Origin of the sequence: Roseateles paludis, assembly GCF_039872745.1 — a bacterium.
Classification (GTDB): Bacteria; Pseudomonadota; Gammaproteobacteria; order Burkholderiales; family Burkholderiaceae_C; genus Pelomonas; species Pelomonas paludis.
In genome coordinates this window covers 216,007-234,497 of the sequence record NZ_JBDPZD010000004.1, presented here as the reverse complement: position 1 = coordinate 234,497, position 18,491 = coordinate 216,007, and the positions used below count along the sequence as shown (strand labels likewise).

General features: G+C 68.3%; 18 protein-coding genes. 7 read left to right on the top strand and 11 right to left on the bottom strand.

Features of this window, described 5'->3' with window-relative positions:
- Window positions 1–113 precede the first annotated feature (113 nt).
- Complete coding sequence (locus tag ABDJ85_RS14925) at window positions 114–440, top strand: helix-turn-helix transcriptional regulator (RefSeq protein WP_347705583.1); 327 nt, start codon at window positions 114–116, stop codon at window positions 438–440.
- A complete protein-coding gene (locus ABDJ85_RS14920; protein WP_347705582.1) occupies window positions 437–1,774 on the top strand; it encodes a type II toxin-antitoxin system HipA family toxin in 1,338 nt (445 codons plus the stop codon). The genes ABDJ85_RS14925 and ABDJ85_RS14920 overlap by 4 nt, the downstream gene beginning before the upstream one ends.
- 6 nt (window positions 1,775–1,780) lie before the next feature.
- On the opposite strand, the gene ABDJ85_RS14915 is transcribed toward ABDJ85_RS14920, so the two are convergent.
- The 5 genes from ABDJ85_RS14915 to ABDJ85_RS14895 all read right to left on the bottom strand — a co-directional run bounded on the left by ABDJ85_RS14915 (window position 1,781) and on the right by ABDJ85_RS14895 (window position 7,992).
- Window positions 1,781–3,877 (bottom strand): hypothetical protein, encoded by a 2,097-nt coding sequence (locus tag ABDJ85_RS14915; RefSeq protein ID WP_347705581.1) that lies wholly within the window; start codon window positions 3,875–3,877, stop codon window positions 1,781–1,783.
- 149 nt (window positions 3,878–4,026) lie between these two features.
- A complete protein-coding gene (locus ABDJ85_RS14910; RefSeq protein WP_347705580.1) occupies window positions 4,027–5,832 on the bottom strand; it encodes a nitric oxide reductase activation protein NorD in 1,806 nt (601 codons plus the stop codon).
- Window positions 5,832–6,755 (bottom strand): 4Fe-4S binding protein, encoded by a 924-nt coding sequence (locus tag ABDJ85_RS14905; protein ID WP_347705579.1) that lies wholly within the window; start codon window positions 6,753–6,755, stop codon window positions 5,832–5,834. Before ABDJ85_RS14905 ends, ABDJ85_RS14910 begins: the two co-directional genes overlap by 1 nt.
- A complete protein-coding gene (locus ABDJ85_RS14900) occupies window positions 6,736–7,560 on the bottom strand; it encodes a CbbQ/NirQ/NorQ/GpvN family protein (RefSeq protein WP_347705578.1) in 825 nt (274 codons plus the stop codon). The genes ABDJ85_RS14905 and ABDJ85_RS14900 overlap by 20 nt, the downstream gene beginning before the upstream one ends.
- A gap of 105 nt (window positions 7,561–7,665) precedes the next feature.
- Window positions 7,666–7,992, bottom strand: coding sequence for a cupin domain-containing protein (locus ABDJ85_RS14895; RefSeq protein WP_347705577.1), 327 nt, complete (start codon window positions 7,990–7,992; stop codon window positions 7,666–7,668).
- A 196-nt stretch (window positions 7,993–8,188) separates the two neighbouring features.
- Between ABDJ85_RS14895 and ABDJ85_RS14890 the strand changes: the two genes are divergently transcribed.
- Together ABDJ85_RS14890 and ABDJ85_RS14885 are read left to right on the top strand one after the other, a co-directional pair.
- Window positions 8,189–8,404 (top strand): DUF4287 domain-containing protein, encoded by a 216-nt coding sequence (locus ABDJ85_RS14890; protein ID WP_347705576.1) that lies wholly within the window; start codon window positions 8,189–8,191, stop codon window positions 8,402–8,404.
- Window positions 8,401–8,766 carry an iron chaperone gene (locus tag ABDJ85_RS14885; protein WP_347705575.1) on the top strand — a complete coding sequence of 122 codons (366 nt, stop codon included), beginning with the start codon at window positions 8,401–8,403 and terminating at the stop codon, window positions 8,764–8,766. Before ABDJ85_RS14890 ends, ABDJ85_RS14885 begins: the two co-directional genes overlap by 4 nt.
- Window positions 8,767–8,778: 12 nt before the next feature.
- Here the strand turns inward: ABDJ85_RS14885 and ABDJ85_RS14880 are convergent, their stop codons facing one another.
- Together ABDJ85_RS14880 and ABDJ85_RS14875 are read right to left on the bottom strand one after the other, a co-directional pair.
- Window positions 8,779–9,588, bottom strand: coding sequence for a PEP-CTERM sorting domain-containing protein (locus tag ABDJ85_RS14880; RefSeq protein ID WP_347705574.1), 810 nt, complete (start codon window positions 9,586–9,588; stop codon window positions 8,779–8,781).
- Window positions 9,589–9,724: 136 nt separating this feature from the next.
- Entirely contained in the window at window positions 9,725–10,615 is an 891-nt protein-coding gene (locus tag ABDJ85_RS14875) for an alpha/beta hydrolase (RefSeq protein WP_347705573.1), read from the bottom strand.
- A gap of 193 nt (window positions 10,616–10,808) precedes the next feature.
- Here ABDJ85_RS14875 and ABDJ85_RS14870 point away from each other — a divergent pair, with 193 nt between their 5' ends.
- Window positions 10,809–11,249: a YciI family protein gene (locus tag ABDJ85_RS14870; RefSeq protein WP_347705572.1), complete on the top strand. Its 441-nt coding sequence runs from the start codon at window positions 10,809–10,811 to the stop codon at window positions 11,247–11,249.
- Window positions 11,250–11,310: 61 nt separating this feature from the next.
- Here ABDJ85_RS14870 and ABDJ85_RS14865 read toward each other — a convergent pair whose 3' ends face one another.
- Window positions 11,311–12,717, bottom strand: coding sequence for a cbb3-type cytochrome c oxidase subunit I (locus ABDJ85_RS14865; RefSeq protein WP_347705571.1), 1,407 nt, complete (start codon window positions 12,715–12,717; stop codon window positions 11,311–11,313).
- A 5-nt stretch (window positions 12,718–12,722) separates the two neighbouring features.
- Window positions 12,723–13,148: a c-type cytochrome gene (locus tag ABDJ85_RS14860; RefSeq protein WP_347705570.1), complete on the bottom strand. Its 426-nt coding sequence runs from the start codon at window positions 13,146–13,148 to the stop codon at window positions 12,723–12,725.
- 259 nt (window positions 13,149–13,407) lie between these two features.
- Between ABDJ85_RS14860 and ABDJ85_RS14855 the strand changes: the two genes are divergently transcribed.
- Window positions 13,408–14,442: a PA0069 family radical SAM protein gene (locus ABDJ85_RS14855; protein WP_430765553.1), complete on the top strand. Its 1,035-nt coding sequence runs from the start codon at window positions 13,408–13,410 to the stop codon at window positions 14,440–14,442.
- 13 nt (window positions 14,443–14,455) lie between these two features.
- Window positions 14,456–15,076: a DUF1349 domain-containing protein gene (locus ABDJ85_RS14850; RefSeq protein ID WP_347705568.1), complete on the top strand. Its 621-nt coding sequence runs from the start codon at window positions 14,456–14,458 to the stop codon at window positions 15,074–15,076.
- 15 nt (window positions 15,077–15,091) lie between these two features.
- Here the strand turns inward: ABDJ85_RS14850 and ABDJ85_RS14845 are convergent, their stop codons facing one another.
- Together ABDJ85_RS14845 and ABDJ85_RS14840 are read right to left on the bottom strand one after the other, a co-directional pair.
- The gene (locus ABDJ85_RS14845) at window positions 15,092–16,732 is read right to left on the bottom strand and encodes a phosphoethanolamine transferase (protein ID WP_347705567.1); all 1,641 of its coding nucleotides are present in this window, start codon (window positions 16,730–16,732) and stop codon (window positions 15,092–15,094) included.
- Window positions 16,733–16,852: 120 nt separating this feature from the next.
- A complete protein-coding gene (locus ABDJ85_RS14840; RefSeq protein WP_347705566.1) occupies window positions 16,853–18,472 on the bottom strand; it encodes a response regulator in 1,620 nt (539 codons plus the stop codon).
- Window positions 18,473–18,491 lie beyond the last annotated feature (19 nt).

The window sequence follows — 18,491 nt, the reverse complement described above, 5'->3', positions numbered from 1 at the left end:
ATTGATCAATATATTTATCATTTAACTTGTTTTGATAAATATAAGTTTCAATACGGCGCCCTGCTCGGTACACTGAGCCCACGCGCACCCTGGGGTGCGTGAGGAGCCTCAGCATGGCCGCGAGCGTGGAACTGGGTGAGCAACTGAGCCTGCTGCGCAAGGCCGCAGGCCTGAGCATGGAAGCGCTGGCCAGCCAGGCCGGCGTGTCGCGCATGACGGTGCAGCGCATCGAGGCCGGTGCCGATGTGCGCCTGCAGACCCTGCAGGACCTGCTGCGCGTGCTGGGCCTGGAGCTGATGCTGGTGCCCACCGCCTTGCGGCCCGAGCTGCAGAGCTTCATCCAGGGCCAGGGCAAGCTCATCGGCCAGCCGGTGGGCGTGGAGGCCCCGCCCTCGGCCGTGGACCGGCTGCGCAAGCGCTCGCAGCCTGGCTCGTCATGAGTAATGCCATCACCGCCATCAAGTATTTGCGCCTGCACCTGCATGTGCCGGTGGGTGGGGGCAGCGAGCGCCGCGCCATCGGCTACCTGTCGCAATACGGCGACCTGATGCGCGTCTCCTTCGACGAGGCCTACATCGCCGACCCGCAGCGCCCCGTGCTCTCCCAGGGCTACCAGGGCGAGACCGAGGCGCAGACCCAGGCCATCCTGCGTGCCGCGCGCGACACCCGCGTGGCGCGCAGCGACGGGCATTGGCCGGCCTACTTCATGAACCTGCTGCCCGAGAGCCACAACCGCCGTCGCCTTGCGCGCGAGCGGGGCTGCAGCGAGGAGGACGAGTTCGAACTGCTCGCCGCCGCAGGCCATGACCTGATGGGCGCGCTGGAGGTGGCGCCCGTGCCCGGCAGCGACGAGATCCCGCGCGAGGTGCGGCACTGGCACACCGCGCTGGGGCTCGACGTGCTGGAGCCCGGCTTTGTCGAGACCCCGGTGCTGGATGGCGCCGCGCTGCCCGGCGTGGTGGACAAGTTCTCGGCCATCAAGGACGGCCGGCGCTACGTCGTCAAGCGCCAGGGCCAGGCCGGTAGCTACATCCTCAAGCTGCCCTCCACCGACCACCCCGACCTGGCCGAGAACGAGTACACCGGCTACCGGCTCTGCCAGGCCCTGGGCCTGGACTGCGCACAGGCCGAGCTGATCCCGCGCGCGGAGGCGGAGCTGCCCGAGACCAGCCCCTTTGAACACGTGCTGGCCGTGCGCCGCTTTGACCGCGAACTGCTGCCCTCGGGCGAGCTGCGGCGTGTGCACTTTGAAGAGTTCTGCCAGGCCTTTGGCCTGGAGCCGCGCCAGAAGTACGGCACCGACCTGCTGCGGGACTACGGCCACATCGCCTTGGTGCTGGAGCACCTCTCAGCCCAGCCCGCACACGACCTCATCGAGTTCGTGCGCCGCTTCGTCGCCTTCATCCTGATGGGCAACTGCGACGCCCACCTCAAGAACTGGGGCCTGCTCTATGCCGATGGCCGTAGCCCCCGCCTTGCGCCCGTGTACGACCCCGTCTGCGTGGCCGCGCACTTCGACGACGCGGACCCGCGCCGCTATGGCTACAACCGCGCCATCGACGCGCGGCTGCGCGCCTTCTCGATGGCCGACCTGGAGACCCTGCTGCGAGCGGCCCGCCTGCCGCAACGCCGGCTCACGCAACTGCTGCGCGCTGCGCGCGAGGCCGTGGCGCAGGCCCGGGCCGAGTGGCCGGCCCTGCTGCAGGACGCACCAGCCGCCGTGCGCCGCACGGTCAGCGAGCGGCTGGCCGGCGGCGTGGCGCTGGTGGCTTGAGCCGCGTCAGGCTCGGGGGAAGTGGTAGATCTGGATCGTGGCCGGGGCCAGCTGGAAGCGCCGCGTGCGTGCATCGAAGGCGGCGTTCTGGATCAGCACGTCGGGCTGCTTGCCGGGCGTGTTGGTGGCGTTCAGGTCCTTGCCCACCAGGCTCCAGACGCGACCCTGGCTGCCGGACTGGAAGCCCTCCAGGCTCAGCTCCAGGCTTTGCGCTGATTCGGTCGGGTTCACCACGGCCACGGTCAGGGTCTTGCCGTCCTTGGTCAGCGCCGCCATCACGTCCACCGGGTAGGTGGCGCTGCCGGTGTTGACCTTGGGCTGGTCGCCGCCCGCCGGGTACTGCGGGGCCGGTTGAGGTGAGTTGCCGCTCACGCCCAGCGGAATGCTGCCGAAGTACTTGTTGTAGAGCTGGAAGACCCGGCCCTTGGCGCTGATGCTGGACTGCGTCGGCGTCACGTTCATCCAGGCGGTGGCCATGGTGTAGCCGGCCATCTCGATGAAGTCGGTGTGCTTGTAGAACTCGTGGAAGGCCAGGGCCACCGCCAGCGTGCCCTTGTAGCTGTCCCGGAAGCTGAAGGCCCACTCGTCAAAGAACACCTTGACCTTGCCCTCGTTCAGTTCCGGGAAGTGCTTTTTGTATTCCTCCCAGGCGTCCGCCATGGTGGCGATGCGCTGCGCCGGCTGGCGGGCCCATTCGGTCAGGGTCTGCGTCACATCGAAGAGCTTGCCGGTCTTCAGGTCAAAGCGCTTGTTCTCGGGCGGGTAGGCGTGCGTAGCCAGCGCGTCGAACTTGCCCTTGGAGTGCTTCAGCATGCCGTAGGCCCAGTCGCGCTCGGACCCCACCTGCACCTGCGGCTGGCCGGCGATGAAGATGCCCTGGCCGGTCGTCATCTCGTCCACAAACCCGCCGGGCACGATGATGTAGATCGAGGGGTCGACCTTGCGCATCGCATCGGCAAACAGGTTGTGCTTGATCACATACTGGTCGCGCGACATATGGCCAAACTGCCAGTGGCCATACATCTCGTTGCCGATATTCCAGTACTTGACCTTGTAAGGCTGAGCCCGGCCATTGGCCGCCCGCTTGGCGCCCCAGAAGGTGGTGGCGGCGCCATTCACATATTCAACAATCTCGGCACCCGAGCGCGGCTCGCCATAACCGGTATTGACACACCAGTTGGGCTCGCAATTGATCAGCTCGCACATCTGGAGCAATTCGTCCAGGCCAGCATCATTGGGCTGCAGGGCTTTCCAGACCGGGTCGAAAATCGGCGGGCGCTTGTCCGGGTCGCCAATCGTGTCCTTCCAGTCATAGGCCGAGATGAAATTGCCGCCCGGCATGCGCAGGGTCTTGCAATCCATTTCCTTCATCAGGGCAATGGTGTCGGCACGGAACCCCTTGATATTGTCGGCCGGCATCATCGAAACCGCGCCCACCCGGAAACTGCCGGTGCCCGTGGCGGTGATTTCAAAGCGGGCTTCGGCGGTATTGGAGGCGGCCGTGAACTGGAAGGGCAGGGTGCGCCATTCCTTGCTGGCCTTGACCTTGACGGTCTGGCGGTTCATCTCCTCAATGAGGGTCAGTGAGATTTCCGTGTCCTGCTCGGCGCTCACCACAATGCGGCCGGTATAGGCCTTGCCTGCTACCAGCGCGATATGCGACTGCGCAAACCCACGCGGCATGCTGGACAGTTTGGCGCCGGGGCTTTGCTCGCCCACATAGGGTGCCGACTTGTCGAGGAAAATATCCGACATGGGGCCGATGGCCGTCCATTTGTGGATATAAGCCATGGCCGCCCTGAAATTGGAGGGGTCGGGTTTCGCTTCTTCCTTCTCCTGGATGCCGTAATAGAACTTGCGGTCATGGAAAACCTCGGCCCACATCGTGTGATTGATGATGTTGGCGCCGTGTTCCAGAAACCCGCCATAGATGAACGGATTGATGGCGGGAAACTTCTGGCCGGTATGGATGACGCCCTTGAGCGCGGCAGATGCTGGGGCCGCAGTGGCCGCGCCCGCCAGAGCCGGAATCCCCAGCCCACCGGCGAGACCCGCCGTGCCTAAAAGAATATTGCGTCTGGTCAGGGAGGCGGTGTCTTTCACTGGGGGTTTCCTGGGGGTTGGGGGTGGATGATCGGTAGCAGGGCTATCGATCAGTCTAGCCGCCTCAATTCCGATTGCCAGCGCGCCTCCAGGAGTTTTCGGTTCGGATTTTGTCCATGTATATACCGAATTGAGGATCGCCCCGTGCCTCAGCGCAGCAACTGCCCGTACAGCCCGGTCAGGCGCTGTGGCAGGTCCACCGGCCGGCGCACCCAGGCGTAGCCCTTGGCGCCAAACAGCTCGGGCAGCAGGGTCGGGGGCTCGGTGTCGATACTGATGGCAAAGGGTGTGAGCCCGGCGGCGCGGGCCTCGCGCACGGCCTCGCGGGTGTCTTCGCGGCCCAGGCGGCCGTCGTAGCCGTCCAGGTCATGGGGCTTGCCGTCGGTCAGCAGCAGCAGCAGGCGCTGGCGCTCGGGCCGGCCTTGCAGGCGCAGCGTGGCGGCGCGCAGCGCGGCGCCCAGGCGGGTGTAGTAGCCAGGCTGCAGGGCCCCGAGGCGCGTGTGCACGCGCGGGCCCCAGCGTTCGTCAAAGCGCTTCAGCTCGTGCAGGCGCAACTGCCGGCGCAGCGACGAAAAGCCCAGCAGGGCAAAGGCATCGCCGCTGCCCGAGAGGGCCTCGCCAAAGGTGTAGAGGCTGTCGCGGATGACCTCGATCACGCGGCGCTCGCTGTCGGCATAGGAGTCGGTGGAGACGCTGAGGTCGGCCAGCAGCAACGTAGCCAGGTCGCGCGCCGAGCGTTGCTGGCGCTGGTAGACGGCGGCCACCCCGACGGGCAGCGCGGCATGGCGCACCCAAGCATCGAGGTCGAGGGTCTCGCCATCGCGCTGGCCACGCCGCCAGCGCGGAGCGGCCTGCTGCAAGGCCAGGCGGCGGCGCAGTTGCTGGGCCAGCGCGCGCAGCGCGGGCGGGGGTTGCCAGGGCTCGGCCGCCACGCGGGCCTCGAACCGGCGGGCCTGCACGCGCGCGGGCACGAGCGTGGCGCGGCGGGGGTCCCACTCGGGCAGCCACTCGCCGCCATCGCGGCCGTCCAGCGCGATGTCGTCGGCGTCCTCGCTCGGCAGGTCGAGGTCGAAGCGCACGCGGGAGCGGGCGGCACGCGCATCGGCCTGCAGGGTGGGGGTGTCGAACTGCTCGGCCGCTGCGGCGGCGTCCTGCAACTCGTCATCATCGTCCTCGGCGCGGTCGATGTTGAAGGGCTCGGCAAAGGTCTTGAGCCACTCGCCCTTGGGCGCCAGCAGCAACGGCGCACGGCGCTCGCCGGGCTCGGCGCTGCGGGCGCGCCGGCGGCCGGCCAGTTGTACGGCGGTGCTGGTGCTGCGCGCGGCCTGGGCATCCGCAGTGGGCTTGAGCGCGGCTGAGCCGGGCAGGGCGTTGACCCAGGTCCACACCGGCGCCAGCGTGCTTTGCGCCAGCGGCTGGTCGGCCGTGAGTGCTTGCTGCAGGGCGGCGTCGCCGTGCAGGCAGGCCTGCAGGCGAGTCTCGTGCGGGCCGGTGCAGTCTTCGCGCAGGGCCAGCTCGGCCTCGCGCAGGCGCTGCCAGCGGGCCTGCATCCCGGGGAAGGCTGCCAGCGCTGCCTGGGTGGCCAGGCCGTTGGCCGTGGCCCAGGGCAGGGCGGGGTCCAGGTGGGCAGCCTGCACGGCGAGCCAGAGGTAGAGGTCGCGGTTCAGCGCCGGATCGTCAAACACGGCCAGTTGCTGGGGCAGGGCCAGGGCGTCGGCGTCCAGCTGCGCCAGCGGCGCCCGCTGCCCGCTGCCCGCCACGCGCTGCCACCAGCTGCGCCGCCCGCCCACAGCCAGTGGTGTGGCGGTGGCCAGGCGCTGCGTGCAGCCGGCCGCATGCAGCAGCAGGCGCACGGCAGGTGCCACCTCGGCCAGGGTCACCACCGCCTCGGGGTGGCCGGCGGTGGCGCGGCGGCTCACCCAGTGGTGCCAACGTTCACCAACCCACTCTTCCATCAGTGCTTCCTCCGGCTCGGCAGGCTCTCGCGCACGGCCTGCAGGTCGATCTGCCAGGTCAAGCTCGGGCCTGGGCTGCGCGTGGCGTGGGACTGGCTGCAGGCGTCCAGGCACTGGCCGCACTGCGCGCACGAGAACATCAGGCGCTTCACCGTGCGCGGGCGCAGGCGCATGGGGCAGGCGTTCTCGCAGCTGTCGGGGCTGGGCTCGCAGTCGCGGCACTCGGCGGCGCGTTCACGCTCGAAGGCCATCACCAAGGCGCGCGGGTTGGCCATCCAGGCCAGCGACTGGAAGAAGCCCACCGCGCAGCCAAAGCGGCAGAACAGATGGCGGGCCAGCGTCAGCTCGGCGGTGAAGACCAAGGTGGCGATGCCGATGAAGCGCGCCTGGTTGGCGGTGAGCGTGCCCGTGACCAGCCCGCCCCAGATCTCGCGCGGGGGCAGCAGGTAGGTCAGCAGCGTGATGGCCCACAGGAAGCCGCAGCCCAGGGCGGTCAGCACGAACACCGGCCACCAGGCCTTGCGTGGCGAGCTGCCGGGCTGGCGTGTGCGGTCCCACAGGCTGAGCTTGCCGCTGGCACGCAGCAGCAGGGCGTTGAGCCCTTCGACCAGGCTGAAATGCGGGCACAGCCAGCCGCAGTAAACGCGCCCGTAGCGCCAGGCCACGGCCAAAAAAGTGCCTATCAACAGCAGTGCGGGCAGCACGCCGCGCAGCAGGATGGACAGGGTCACGCCGGCGGCGTCCAGCTCGCCGCGCTGGAAGGCCGCGATCCCCAGGCTCCAGCGCTGCCCGAGCACCCAGAGCTGGGCCTCGTGCAGGTCAAAGCGCAGCAGGTTCAGCGCGGGGGCGACGAGAAAGAGCGCGAAGAAGCCAGCCTGCGTCCAGCGCCGCCTACGCTGTAGATCAGCTGGGGAGCACGGCACCGAGCACCTCTTGCAGTGCGGCCAGCGTGACGGCGTCGTCCGTCAGCGCCTCGGCCACCGCCACCTGGGCGGCGCGGGCCAGCGGCAGGCCGCCCTGGTGCAGGCGCGCGGCCATCACCAGCAGGCGGGTGGAGGCGGTCTCCTCCAGGTCGTGGTCGGTCAGCCGGCGCAGCGCCTGCGCCAGGCGCACGAGGCTGGCTGCCGTCGCGTCGCTGCAGCCGCTCTCGCTGGCCACGATGCGCGCCTCCAGCGCCGGGGCGGGGTAGCCCAGCGTCAGCCCCACAAAGCGTTGGCGCGTGCTGGGCTTGAGGCCCTTGAGCAGGTGCTGGTAGCCGGGGTTGTAGGCCAGCACAAGCTGGAAGCCCGGCGCCGCGGCGAGCTGCTCTCCGGTGCGTTCCAGCGGCAGCACGCGCCGGTCGTCGGCCAGCGGGTGCAGCACCACGGTGATGTCCTTGCGCGCCTCCACCACCTCGTCCAGGTAGAAGATGGCGCCTTGCCGCACCGCGCGGGTCAGCGGGCCGTCCACCCAGACCGTGTCGCCGCCTTCGATCAAATGCCGCCCCGTCAGGTCGGCAGCGCCCAGGTCGTCATGGCCGCTCACTGTGATGAGCGGGCGCCCCAGCCGCGCCGCCATGTGCTCGATCAGGCGGGTCTTGCCGCAGCCGGTGGGCCCTTTCAGCAGCACCGGCAGGCCGGCGGCATGGGCGTGGGCAAAGACCTCGCACTCGTCGCCTTGCGGCAGGTAGGCGGGCGTTGCCGGGGCCGGCGCGGTGGGCGGCGGCACGGCGTGCAGGGATGGGCGCATGGCAGGGCTCCGGAATGGTTTTGACGGAGCCTAGGTGGGCGCGTGGCGGGTGTCCTTGAAGGGGGTCAAGAAGTGGGTGAGAGCCACCCATAAAGCCTCGGCCCGCTAGTGCAGCACCAGGGTGACGAGCAGCGACGCGTCTTCCAGCGCCAGCAAGCCATGCGGCGTGCCCCCGGCCAGGTAGACCAACTGGCCGGCCTGCATGCGCTGCGTGTGCTCGCCCACGCTGAGCGTCACCGAGCCTTCGATGCACTGGATGGTGATGTCCCCCGGCACCTGATGCGGCGGCAGCGATTTGCCGGCCGGCAGGACCACGCGGACGAGCTCCAGCCGGTCCGTCTTCACCAGCGCCGTCGTGCGATGGCGGGCCAGCTCCGCGCCCAAGGGCTCCAGATTCACCAGGTCGCCAGACCCTGCGTGTGGAATCGCCATGCGAGCACCTCGTGTTGCTGCGTCAGTCGGGCGGACATTGGAGCATGTGGCCTTGTTCTGCTGCCAGCCTGCGCCGCGTTGCCGCTATCGTTGGGCGGATGCCCAGGCCGCTGTCGATCCGGCCGGGGCTGAATCGTCGAAGGCGCAAGGTGCTTGCCAGTCGTTCGAGCCCGTCCCTCACTGTTTGGAGTTGCCCATGCCCGCTGCAGAAAAGGTCAAAGGCCCTGCGTCCTACTTCCCCTCCATCGAGAAAACCTACGGCCAGCCGGTGGCCCACTGGTTCAAGCTGCTGAAGCAGCAAAAGGGCCTCAAGCACATGGAGATGGTGGCCTGGCTCAAGAGCGAGCACGGCATGGGCCATGGCCACGCCAATGCGCTGGTGGCCTATCTGCGCGCCCAGGGCGAGGCATGAGCACTGCGCCGGATGGCGCAGCGGCGGTGGATGCCTACATCGCCAGCTTTGCGCCCGAGGTGCAGGCGGTGCTGAGCGCCGTGCGCCAGGCCGTTCGCGCGGCGGCGCCTCAAGCTGAGGAGCGCATCAGCTACCGCATGCCGGCGTTGTTCCAGCGCGGCGCGGTCGTGTACTACGGCGCCTTCAAGCAGCACCTGGGCTTGTATCCGCCCGTGGTGGCCACTGATGCCGCGCTGCTGGCTCGCGCGGCGCCCTACGCAGGGCCCAAGGGCAACCTGCAGTTCCCCTACGCAGACCCGCTGCCGCTGGACTTGATTGCCAATGTGGTGCGGGCACGGCTGAAGGCCAACCTGGCCCGCTGAACCCCGCAGCGCTCAGCGGCGCTGGCTGCGCCGGTGGTGCACACCCAGCAGGCCCAGGCCGCCCATCAGCAGTGCGAGGCTGGCAGGCTCTGGCACCGGGGCGAGGCTGTTGGCTGTCGGGGCGGTGTCCACCGCATTGCCGAAGATCGTCATGCTGCCGGTGCCGGTCAGCGTGGTGGCGCTGCCATCGCCAATGACGAGCAGGCCGGTGCTGGCCACCCAGCTACCGGGCACCACGGCGTAGGCCGCGCCGCTAAAGACGACGTTGCCGTCGATGCGATAGCTGACCTGGCTGTTCTTCAGCAGCCACTCAAAGGTGTGGGCTTGGGTCAGGTCCAGCGGGACATAGGTCTGGTCGAACTGGCTGGCATCGCCGGCCGCGCCGTGCGAGACGCTCACGCCGGCATAGGCTGGGGCGGCGTAGCAGCTCCCCAGGTTGCCATTGCAGTCGGTGGGCGCGAAGCTGAACGAGGCGAAGTGGGTGCGGTCGTACAGATAGGCCGACCAATCGCGCGCGTCACCCGAAAAGCTGGCCGTGAGGCTAAGGTAGTTGCCGCTGGCATTGGTGCCCAGGCTCCAGGCGGGGGTGTCGCCATAGGCAGCGCCGTTGCCGTACCAGACGCCCACCGAACCCGAGGTCGTCAGCACCGTCTGCCCGCCGCCGGCCACCATGGTGGTGCCGCCGAAGACGATGACGGTCCAGTCGGCACTGTTGTTGAACGGCAGGGAGTTGACCTCGACCGCCTGCGCCGGGGCGCTGAGGGACAGGCTCAGCGACAGGGCGAGTGCGGCAGGAAGGGTGGTGGGCAAGGCGGTGCGCATGGGCAAGCTCCAAGGTTGCGTGGAGTTTGCCGCCGCCCTGCGGGCACCGCATCCCGCAGCCGGGGGCTGCAGGCATGAGCTTTTTGGACGCGCCGTCCTGCGTGGGGCCCAAGCCGGGCGCGGGCTCGGCTGTGCCTCAGTTGTCCTTGTCCGGCCCCGTCTCCGGTGCCAGCGGCGCAAACACGAAGCGCAGGCCGCGCGCATAGCTCTCGGCCTTGGTGCCGGCGTGGCGTTCGCCGTCGATGATGCGGCTCTGGAACGTGAGGCCGGGGTGCTTGAGCTCGGGCAGGGCGGCCTGGTAGCGCTTGATGGCGGCCAGGAACTTGGGCCACTCGAACTCAGCGCCGGTCACGTAGAGGCGGGCGTTGATGGGCTTGCCGGACTTGGCCCAGTCGCGGGCGCGGCGGATCAGCCAGTCGTCGTCCAGGCCCACGGCGGGGCTGGCGGCGATGTAGCCCTTGAAGAGCTCGGGCTTGGTGTACATCGCATAGAGCGTGAAGAGGCCGCCGAGCGAGCTGCCGCCCAGGAAGCGCTGGGCAGGGTCGGCGCGGTACTCGCGCTCGACGAAGGGAATGATGTCCTTCTCGATCGAGGCCAGGAACTTGTCGGCGTGGCCGCTGCCGAAGTTCAGCATCCCGAGCCGCACGGGCGACAGCTCCCAGCCGCGCATCGAGCCGTAGTCGAGGTTCTGGCCCGCGTAGCCCAGGCCCACGATGATCATCTCGGGCAGGACCTTGTCGTAGACCTGGTTGTTGTAGGACACGGCCATGGTGGCGAGGTCCCAGTAGCCGTCGGTCACGAAGAGCACCGGGTAGCGGCGCGCCTTGTCCGTGCCGAAGGACGCCGGCAGGTGGACGTGCAGCTGGTAGCTGCGGCCGTCCGCATTGGTGGGCAGTACGCGCAGCTCGGTGTTGTCGAGGCTGTGCGGCGGGTACTTGGGCGCAGCAGCTTGGGCGTGGGCAGCACTGGTCACGCCGAAGTAGCAGGCGAGGCTCAGGCAGGCGGCGAGGAGGGAGCGACGGTTCATGGGCAGCAGGCGGGTTGAACGAGACGGCGCAGTCTAGTGGCGGCACCCCGCCGACTGCTGAAAGACATGCATGGCCGCCCTGGCAAACCCGCATCATGGTGGGGCAGCAATCCACGTCGAACCCTGAGGTTTGTCGAATCGGGACAACCTCTCTCGTCGCCGCCAAAACCGACATTCACTTTGGAGCAGCCTTATGCGATTCATCATCACGGCCCAGGCCGACCCTCAAGCCGTACCCGCCGACACCAGCGCCGGCTTTGACGAGGCCCTCTTCAAGGCCTACATGCGTTTCAACGAAGAGATGCACAGGGCCGGCGTGCTGGTCGCGTCCGAGGGCCTGAACCCTGCCGCCAAGGGCGCTCGCATTGCCGTGAAGCAGGGCAAGCGCTTTGTGGTGGACGGGCCCTTTGCCGAGTCCAAGGAGCTGGTGGGCGGCTTCTATGTGATTGACGTGCCATCGCTGGACGACGCGATCGCGTGGGCGCTGCGCGCACCCTCGGGCATGGGCGCGGACGACGTCCTGGAGGTGCGCCAACTGACGGGCCCGAACGACCTGCCGCCCGAGATCCTGAAGTTGATCGAGGCATCCGCGCCCCGCTGGAGCGCCGAGGTCTGGAAGACCCATAAGGGCTGAGCTGCCGACCAATGAAAAACGCCCGGCTGGGGCCGGGCGTTGGTGCTTAGGGTGATGCGCGTCAGGCTGCTGCCGTGGCGGGCACGGGCTCGTCGCCCGCCCCCACAAAGAAGCTGCCCAGGTACATCAGCAGCCCGGTGAGGAAGCCCACGCCGCCGCCGAGGCGGATCCAGTAGAAGAAGCGCAGCTGGTCCTGGGTCTGCATGAAGCCCATGGCCTGGCCGTCGGCCGGGATGCGCTGCAGCCAGATCTGCAGGATGCCGGCGCCGGTCAGGGCCAGCACCATCACGCCCATGCTGATGGTCATCACCCAGAAGGCCCACATCTCCAGGTTCTGCGCGCGCTGCGGGTTGGCCTCGCGGCCGCGCAGTATGGGCATGGCGTAGCTGATCATCGCGATCACCACCATCACATAGGCGCCGTAGAAGGCCAGGTGCCCGTGGGCGGCGGTGACCTGGCTGCCGTGGGTGTAGTAGTTGACCGGGCTCAGCGTGTGGATGAAGCCCCAGAGCCCGGCGCCCAGGAAGCCCATCACCGCGCAGCCCACGGTCCAGAGCATGGCAGCCTGGTTGGGGTGCTCGCGCTTGCGACGCTGGACCATGTTGAAGGCAAACAGGGTCATCGCGAAGAAGGGGATGGGTTCCATGGCGCTGAAGACCGAGCCGATCCACTGCCAGTAGCCGGGCAAGCCAATGAAGTAGAAGTGGTGGCCGGTGCCGAGGATGCCGGTGACCAGGGCGAAGGTGATGATCAGGTACATCCACTTGTCGATCACTTCGCGGTCCACGCCCGTGGTCTTGACCAGCAGGAAGGCCAGCAGCGAGGCCAGGATCAGCTCCCACACGCCTTCCACCCACAGGTGGACGACGAACCACCAGTACATCTTGTCGCGCACCAGGTTGTGCGGGTTGACGAAGCTGAACAGGAAGAGCAGCGCCAGCCCCCACAGGCCCAGCAGCAGCACCAGGCTGATGGCCGTCTTGCGGCCCTTGAGCACGGTCATGCTGATGTTGTAGAGGAAGCCCAGCGCCACCACCACGATGCCCGCCTTGGTGGGCAGTGGTTGCTCCAGGAACTCGCGGCCCATGGTGGCGATCAGGTCATTGCCGGTGGCTGCTGCCAGCGTGGCATAGGGCACCAGCAGGTAGCCGAGGATGGTCAGCGCGCCGGCCACCAGGAAGATCCAGAACAGCCACTTGGCCAGCTTGACGCTGTGCAGCTCGGTCTGCGCTTCTTCCGGGATCAGGTAGTAGGCGCTGCCCATGAAGCCCATCAGGAGCCACACGATGAGCAGATTGGTGTGCACCATGCGGGCGATGTTGAAGGGCACGGCCGGGAAGCCGAAGTCGCCGATCAAATACTGCAGCCCGAGCGCGATGCCGAACACGATCTGCCCGACGAAGAGGCCGATGGCGCCCATGAAGTAGAGGCGCGACACCGACTGCGATTGGAATTTCAAGAGACTCATGGTGTTCAACCCTCCTTGTTGGGTGGCCACTGCTCGGTGTTGACGCCATTGGTCCACTTGAGGAACTCGACCAGGTCGTCGAGCTGCTTGTCGTCAAGGTGGAACTGCGGCATCTGGCGGCGGCCCGGCGCGCCGGTGGGCTGCGCCTTCATCCAGGCCTTGATGAACTCAGGGCCACGCCGCGTGACGACATTGCCCAGCTCGGGCGCGAAGTAGGCGCCTTCACCCAGCAGCGTGTGGCAGCCGATGCAGTTGCGCGTCTCCCAGATGCGTTTGCCGCGCTCGACGGCGGGCGTGATCTCAGCCGCCTTCGAACGTTCTGGGATGCGGGTTTCGGTGTGCAGGATCAGCGCTGCAAAGACGAACACGAAAAACAGCGTGCCGCCGTAAAAGATGTTGCGCGCCGCTTGGGCTGTCAAGCCTGGGCTCATGAGGCCTCCGATGGATGCTGTAGGGGACGGGTCGAAGGCTAGGGCTCGGCCCACCGGGCGTCCTTGAAGAGGTTCAAGAAACGGCCGACACAGGCAAGCTGGAGCTCGGTTTGTGGGTGGCCAAAGACTGTATATATTTACAGTTATGCAAGACCCCAGAGACCCTTCCGGCCCAGCTCGGCCGCGCTTTCGCATCGGGCCCGCGCAGCCGCAGATCGTGCCGCTTGCCTCCATCAAGGGGCGAGGCAGTGCCACCGCCATGCCGCACCGCTTCGAGCGTGTGGAGCGCGAGCAGGTGGACGACGGCTGGGGCACGCTTGACCAGGACGCCCAGAACGAGCGCCTGGCCCCGCAGACGCAGATCATCGAAGAGCGTGCCGGGCGCATCCTGTCCAGCAACCAGTCGCCCGACATCTCCTTCGACCTCTCCATCAACCCCTACCGGGGCTGCGAGCACGGCTGCATCTACTGCTTTGCGCGGCCCACGCACAGCTACCTCAACCTCTCGCCGGGGTTGGACTTTGAAACGCACATCGTGGCCAAGGTCAACGCCGCCGAGCGCCTGCGCGAGGCCCTGGCCAGCCGCGCCTACGAGCCCGCGGCCTTGGTAATCGGCACCGCCACCGACGCCTACCAGCCCATCGAGCGCCAGCTCGGCCTCACGCGCGCCTGCATCGAGGTGCTGGTGGCCGCACGGCACCCGTTCTCCATCGTCACCAAGTCTGCCGGCATCGAGCGCGACCTGGACCTGCTCGCCCCGCATGCCGCGCGTGGCCTGTGCAGCGTCTACCTGTCGGTCACCTCGCTGGACAACGACCTTTCCCGCATCCTGGAGCCCCGCGCTGCGGCGCCCGAGCGGCGGCTGCAGGCGATACGGCGGCTGAGCGAGGCGGGGGTGCCGGTGGGCGTGAGCGTGTCGCCGGTGATCCCCTTCCTCAACGAGCCTGAGATCGAGCGCATCCTGGAGGCCGCCGCGGCCGCCGGCGCCGGCAGTGCCTTCAGCATCCCGCTGCGCCTGCCCTGGGAGGTGAACCCCTTGTTCCAGGACTGGCTGCAACGCCACTTCCCCGACCGCGCCGAGCGCGTGATGGCACGCGTGCGCGACATGCGCGGCGGCAAGGACAACGACGCCCGCTTCGGCAGCCGCATGCGCGGCGAGGGCCTGTGGGCCGAGCTGATGCACCAGCGCTTCAGGCGCGCGGCCAACAAGCTCGGCCTGCGGCGCGAGCGGCGGCCGGTGGACCTGAGCCAGTTCGTGCGGCCTTCCGTCCAGGGGCAGGGCGCGCTTTTCTGAAACACTCGGCTTCATGCTTGCCCCCACCCCTGCCTTCACCCTCGACCTCAGCGGCGCGCCGCTCGACGCGCGCCTGCGCTGGCACTGCGAGCCGCCTGACTGGCGCGTGGGTGACGGGCGCCTGCGTGTGGCCACTGCCGCCGGGACGGACTTCTGGCAGCGCACGCACTACGGCTTCGAGGCCGACAACGGCCACTTCCTCTGCCTGGAGGCCGAGGGCGACTTTGTGCTGACCACCTGCGTGCTCGGGCAGCCCGTGCACCAGTACGACCAGGCCGGCTTGATGCTGCGCGTCTCGCCCAGTTGCTGGATCAAGACCTCGGTCGAGTTCGAGCCTGCAGAAGCCACCAACCGCCTGGGCGCGGTCGTCACCAACCACCAGTACTCGGACTGGTCGACCCAGCCGCTGGCCAAGTCGGTGGACCGGGTGTGGTTTCGTCTGCGGGCCGAGGGCTGCGACTGCATCGTCGAGACCTCGCTCGACGGCCGGCACTGGGAGCAGATCCGCATGGCGCGGCTGCAGGAACGCGACGCGTCACTGCCGGTGCAATGCGGGCTCTACGCCTGCAGCCCCAAGGCGGCGGGCTATCTGGCGGACTTTGAGCTGCTGAGCTTCCAGCCCGGGCGGCTTTGACGCCATGCTGGCACCTCAGGGGCAGCCAGCGAGCAAATCCCACTCGGCCTTGTAGACGTCGGCGCGCGCGCCCATCCAGCCCATCACTGTGTGGAAGATGTGGTCGTGCGAGACCGGCTGCCGGCGCTTGGCCGTGAGGCAGGCCGCACGATCGGCCTGCGGGGTCCAGAGGATCATGGGCACATGGGTCTGCTCGCGCGGGGCCATGGCATAGGGCATGCCGTGTAGGTAGAGGCCCTTCTCGCCGAGGGACTCGCCGTGGTCGCTGACGTAATACATGCCGGGCGTGAAGCGAGCTTGCTGGCCTTGCAGCCAGCCGATGGCGCGGGCCAGCATGCGGTCTGTCGTGGCGATGGTGTTGTCGTAGCCGTTGATGACCTCCTCGCGCGCGCAGCGCTGCAACGCATTGCTGCGGCACTCGGGCTGGAAGGGCTTGAGGTCAGGCGGTGAGCGCTTGTAGTAGGCGGGGCCGTGGCTGCCCATCTGGTGCAGCACCAACACCACGCCACGCTTCACGCGCTCGGGGTCCAGCGCGGCGATGCGCTTGTCCAGCTCGTGCAGCAGGGCTTCGTCAAAGCATTCTTCGCCATCGCACAGGCCGGGTGGCAAGGCGGCGGCGCCGGGGGGCAGCTGCGGGGTCTCGGCGTTGGGCACGCGCTCGCACAGGCCCTTGCAGCCGGACTGGTTGTCCAGCCACAGCACGGCCAGGCCGGCGCGTTGCAGCACGTCGAGCAGGTTTTCGGTCGAGGCGCGTGGGTCGAAGGCTTCTCGCCCCAGCGGCGAGAACATGCAGGGCAGGCTGGCGGCGGTGGCCGTGCCGCAGGAGCTCACGTCGGTGAAGGACAGCACCGGTAGCTTGGCCAGCTCAGGCGTGGTCGGGCGGGCATAGCCGTTGAGGCTGAAGTTCATCGCCCGCGCGGTTTCGCCCACCACCAGCATCAGCAGGGGCGGGCGGGCGCCCTCGGGGCGGGGCAGCAGCCGGGCATCGACCCCGATCACGGTGGGTGGCCCCTTGGGCGCCGCCTGGCGCTGGAAGGCGACCGCGCCGATCGAATACACGGCATTGAGCGGCGTGATCAGGTAGCGCAGCTCCTTGTGGTTGCGGTGGGTGGAGGAGAAGTCGGCAAACACCGTCAGCATCAGCAGCACCATGGCCAGCAGCCCCAGGCCGAAGGCGCGCCCGTTGTGCAGCAGCCGGCGCAGCGGCTTGACGGCCGGCGCTGCAGGCTGGCGCCACAGCCACCAGGCGGGCAGGGCCCCCAGCAGCACCAGGCTGGCCGCCAGGCGCCAGGAGAGCAGGTCGCGCGTTTCGCGCACGTCGGTCTGCAGGGTGTTCACCACCATGCCGGGGTCGAACACGATGCCGTAGCTGCCGATGAAGTAGGCCAGCGCGCTGCTGGCCAGCAGCAGGAAACCGAGCACGGCGCGGCTCAGGCGCGGCCAGGCCAGCAGGCTGAGCAGGGCGCCCGTGCCAGCCACCACCACGGCGGCAAACACGATGGTGAACAGCAGCCCGCGGCCACCGCTCACGTCCTCCAGCCCCTGCAGCTTGAGCCACAGCGGCCAGTTGCAGGCGAGGCCCATCCAGAGCGAGGCCAGCCAGGTCTGGGTCAGTGGGGCGCGGAGGTCGGGACGGAAAGCGTCAGGCAGGCGCATGGGCGGCAGAGGGCGGTGCAGGGGCGGGAATTGTCACCCGCAGCGTGTGACGGGCGCTTCAGGGGCGCCTCACGGGCGCCTTCCCCACACGCGCCCGTGATGGCGCGCTGGCGTGCTTGATCAGGCGCGCAGCGCCACGCCGCCAGTCTCGCGCGCGCGGCTGGGCACCAGGCCGCCCATGGGCTTGACGAAGCGTTCGTGCAGCGAGGCAATCTGCTCGCTCAGTTCGGCCGCGTCGTCGATCTTCTCGGCGTGGCGCTTGAGCACGGCGCTGGCCATGTCGATCAGCTTGGCATTGCGCGTGGTCTCGCCCTGCTGGATCAGCAGCTCCACGGCCGTGCGGGCCGTGCCGCGCATCGAGTGGCGCATGGCGGTCTCGGCCACGTTGAAGATCCGCGTGTGGCACTCGCGGAACTCGGTGATGGTCTTCTCGTGCCCTTCGGTCATGGCCACCAGGATCTCGGTGGATGACTTGGTCGTGCAGTGCCGCATGCCCAGCTTGCTGAGCACGGGCATCATTTCTTCCAGCTCGACTTCCTGGTTGGAGATGCGGATCCACAGCCCGGTCAGCAGGCTGGCGGCTTCGAGGTCGAAGTTGCCGTCATCGATCTGCTGGCTGAAGTCCCGGGCCACCACCAGGGCGCGGCCCACCTGCCGTTCCATCAGCCGCGCCAGCGCCTCGAAGATCAGCGACAGCCGCTGCAGCCGGATCGAGTTGGGCGCACGCTCCAGTGCGGAGCTCATGGCGTCGCGCGCGTACTTGAAGCCTTTGGAGTCCTTGCTGTCGAAGCGCATGAAGCCCAGCAACACCAGGCTCAGCATGTCAAAGAGCTTGGAGCGCAGGCCCTGGGCCATGGCGCTTTCCAGCATCTTGGTGGCCTGCTCGCGGTGGCCGGTGTAGTAGGCCAGTGAGCCGCAGCGCTGCAGGCGCAGCAGGCAGCCGGGGGTCAGCTTGGCGGCGGTTTCGTAGGTTTGCAGCGCGGCGGTCAGCTCGCCCTGCTCCATCTGCACATGGCCCAGCATGTCGTGGGAGTCGGCGTAGTCGGGCAGCTCGCCGGTCAGGTTCTCCAGCGTGCGGCGGGCCGCCTGCAGGTTGCCCTTGCCCACCTCGGTGCGCGCCACGCCGAGGCGCGCCCAGGGCACGGTCTTGGCCTCGATGATGGCTTCGTAGAGCACGCGGGCGTCGTCAAAGCGCTTGAGGCGCAGCAGCAGCTCGGCGCCTATGCGGGCGGCATAGAGCCAGTAGCGCGCCTTGGATTCAAAGCGCTGCATGCACAGGTTGGCGGCGGTCTCGAAGTCGAGCTGCTCGATAGCCTCGAAGATGCTCGCCAGCGCGCGCTTGCGGGCCCGTGCCAGGGTCAGGCGCTCGGCCAGGTTGACCAGGTTGAAGGGCTTGATCAGGTAGGCGTCGAGCGCGGCCTCGGCCGCCTCGGCCACCTTGGCGTAGGTGGCCTCGGAGGTCACCATCACGAAGACGGTGGAGTAGGGCAGCAGGCCCTCGCGGCGCAGCTCGTCGAGCAGGTCCTGCCCCGAGGTCTCGTGGCCCTCGAAGTGGTAGTCGCACAGGACGATGTCGAAGGGCGTGTGCTCCAGCAGCAGCCGTGCGTCACGCACGCGCGAGACCTGGCGCACCTGCGTCAGCCCGAGATCGCGCAGCTGCGCCGACAGCAGCATCCGCGAGTTCGCGTTGCTGTCGATGATCAGGGCTTTGGCAAGGTGGATGCTGTCATCCAACAGCATGGAACCAGCCTCCGGTGCT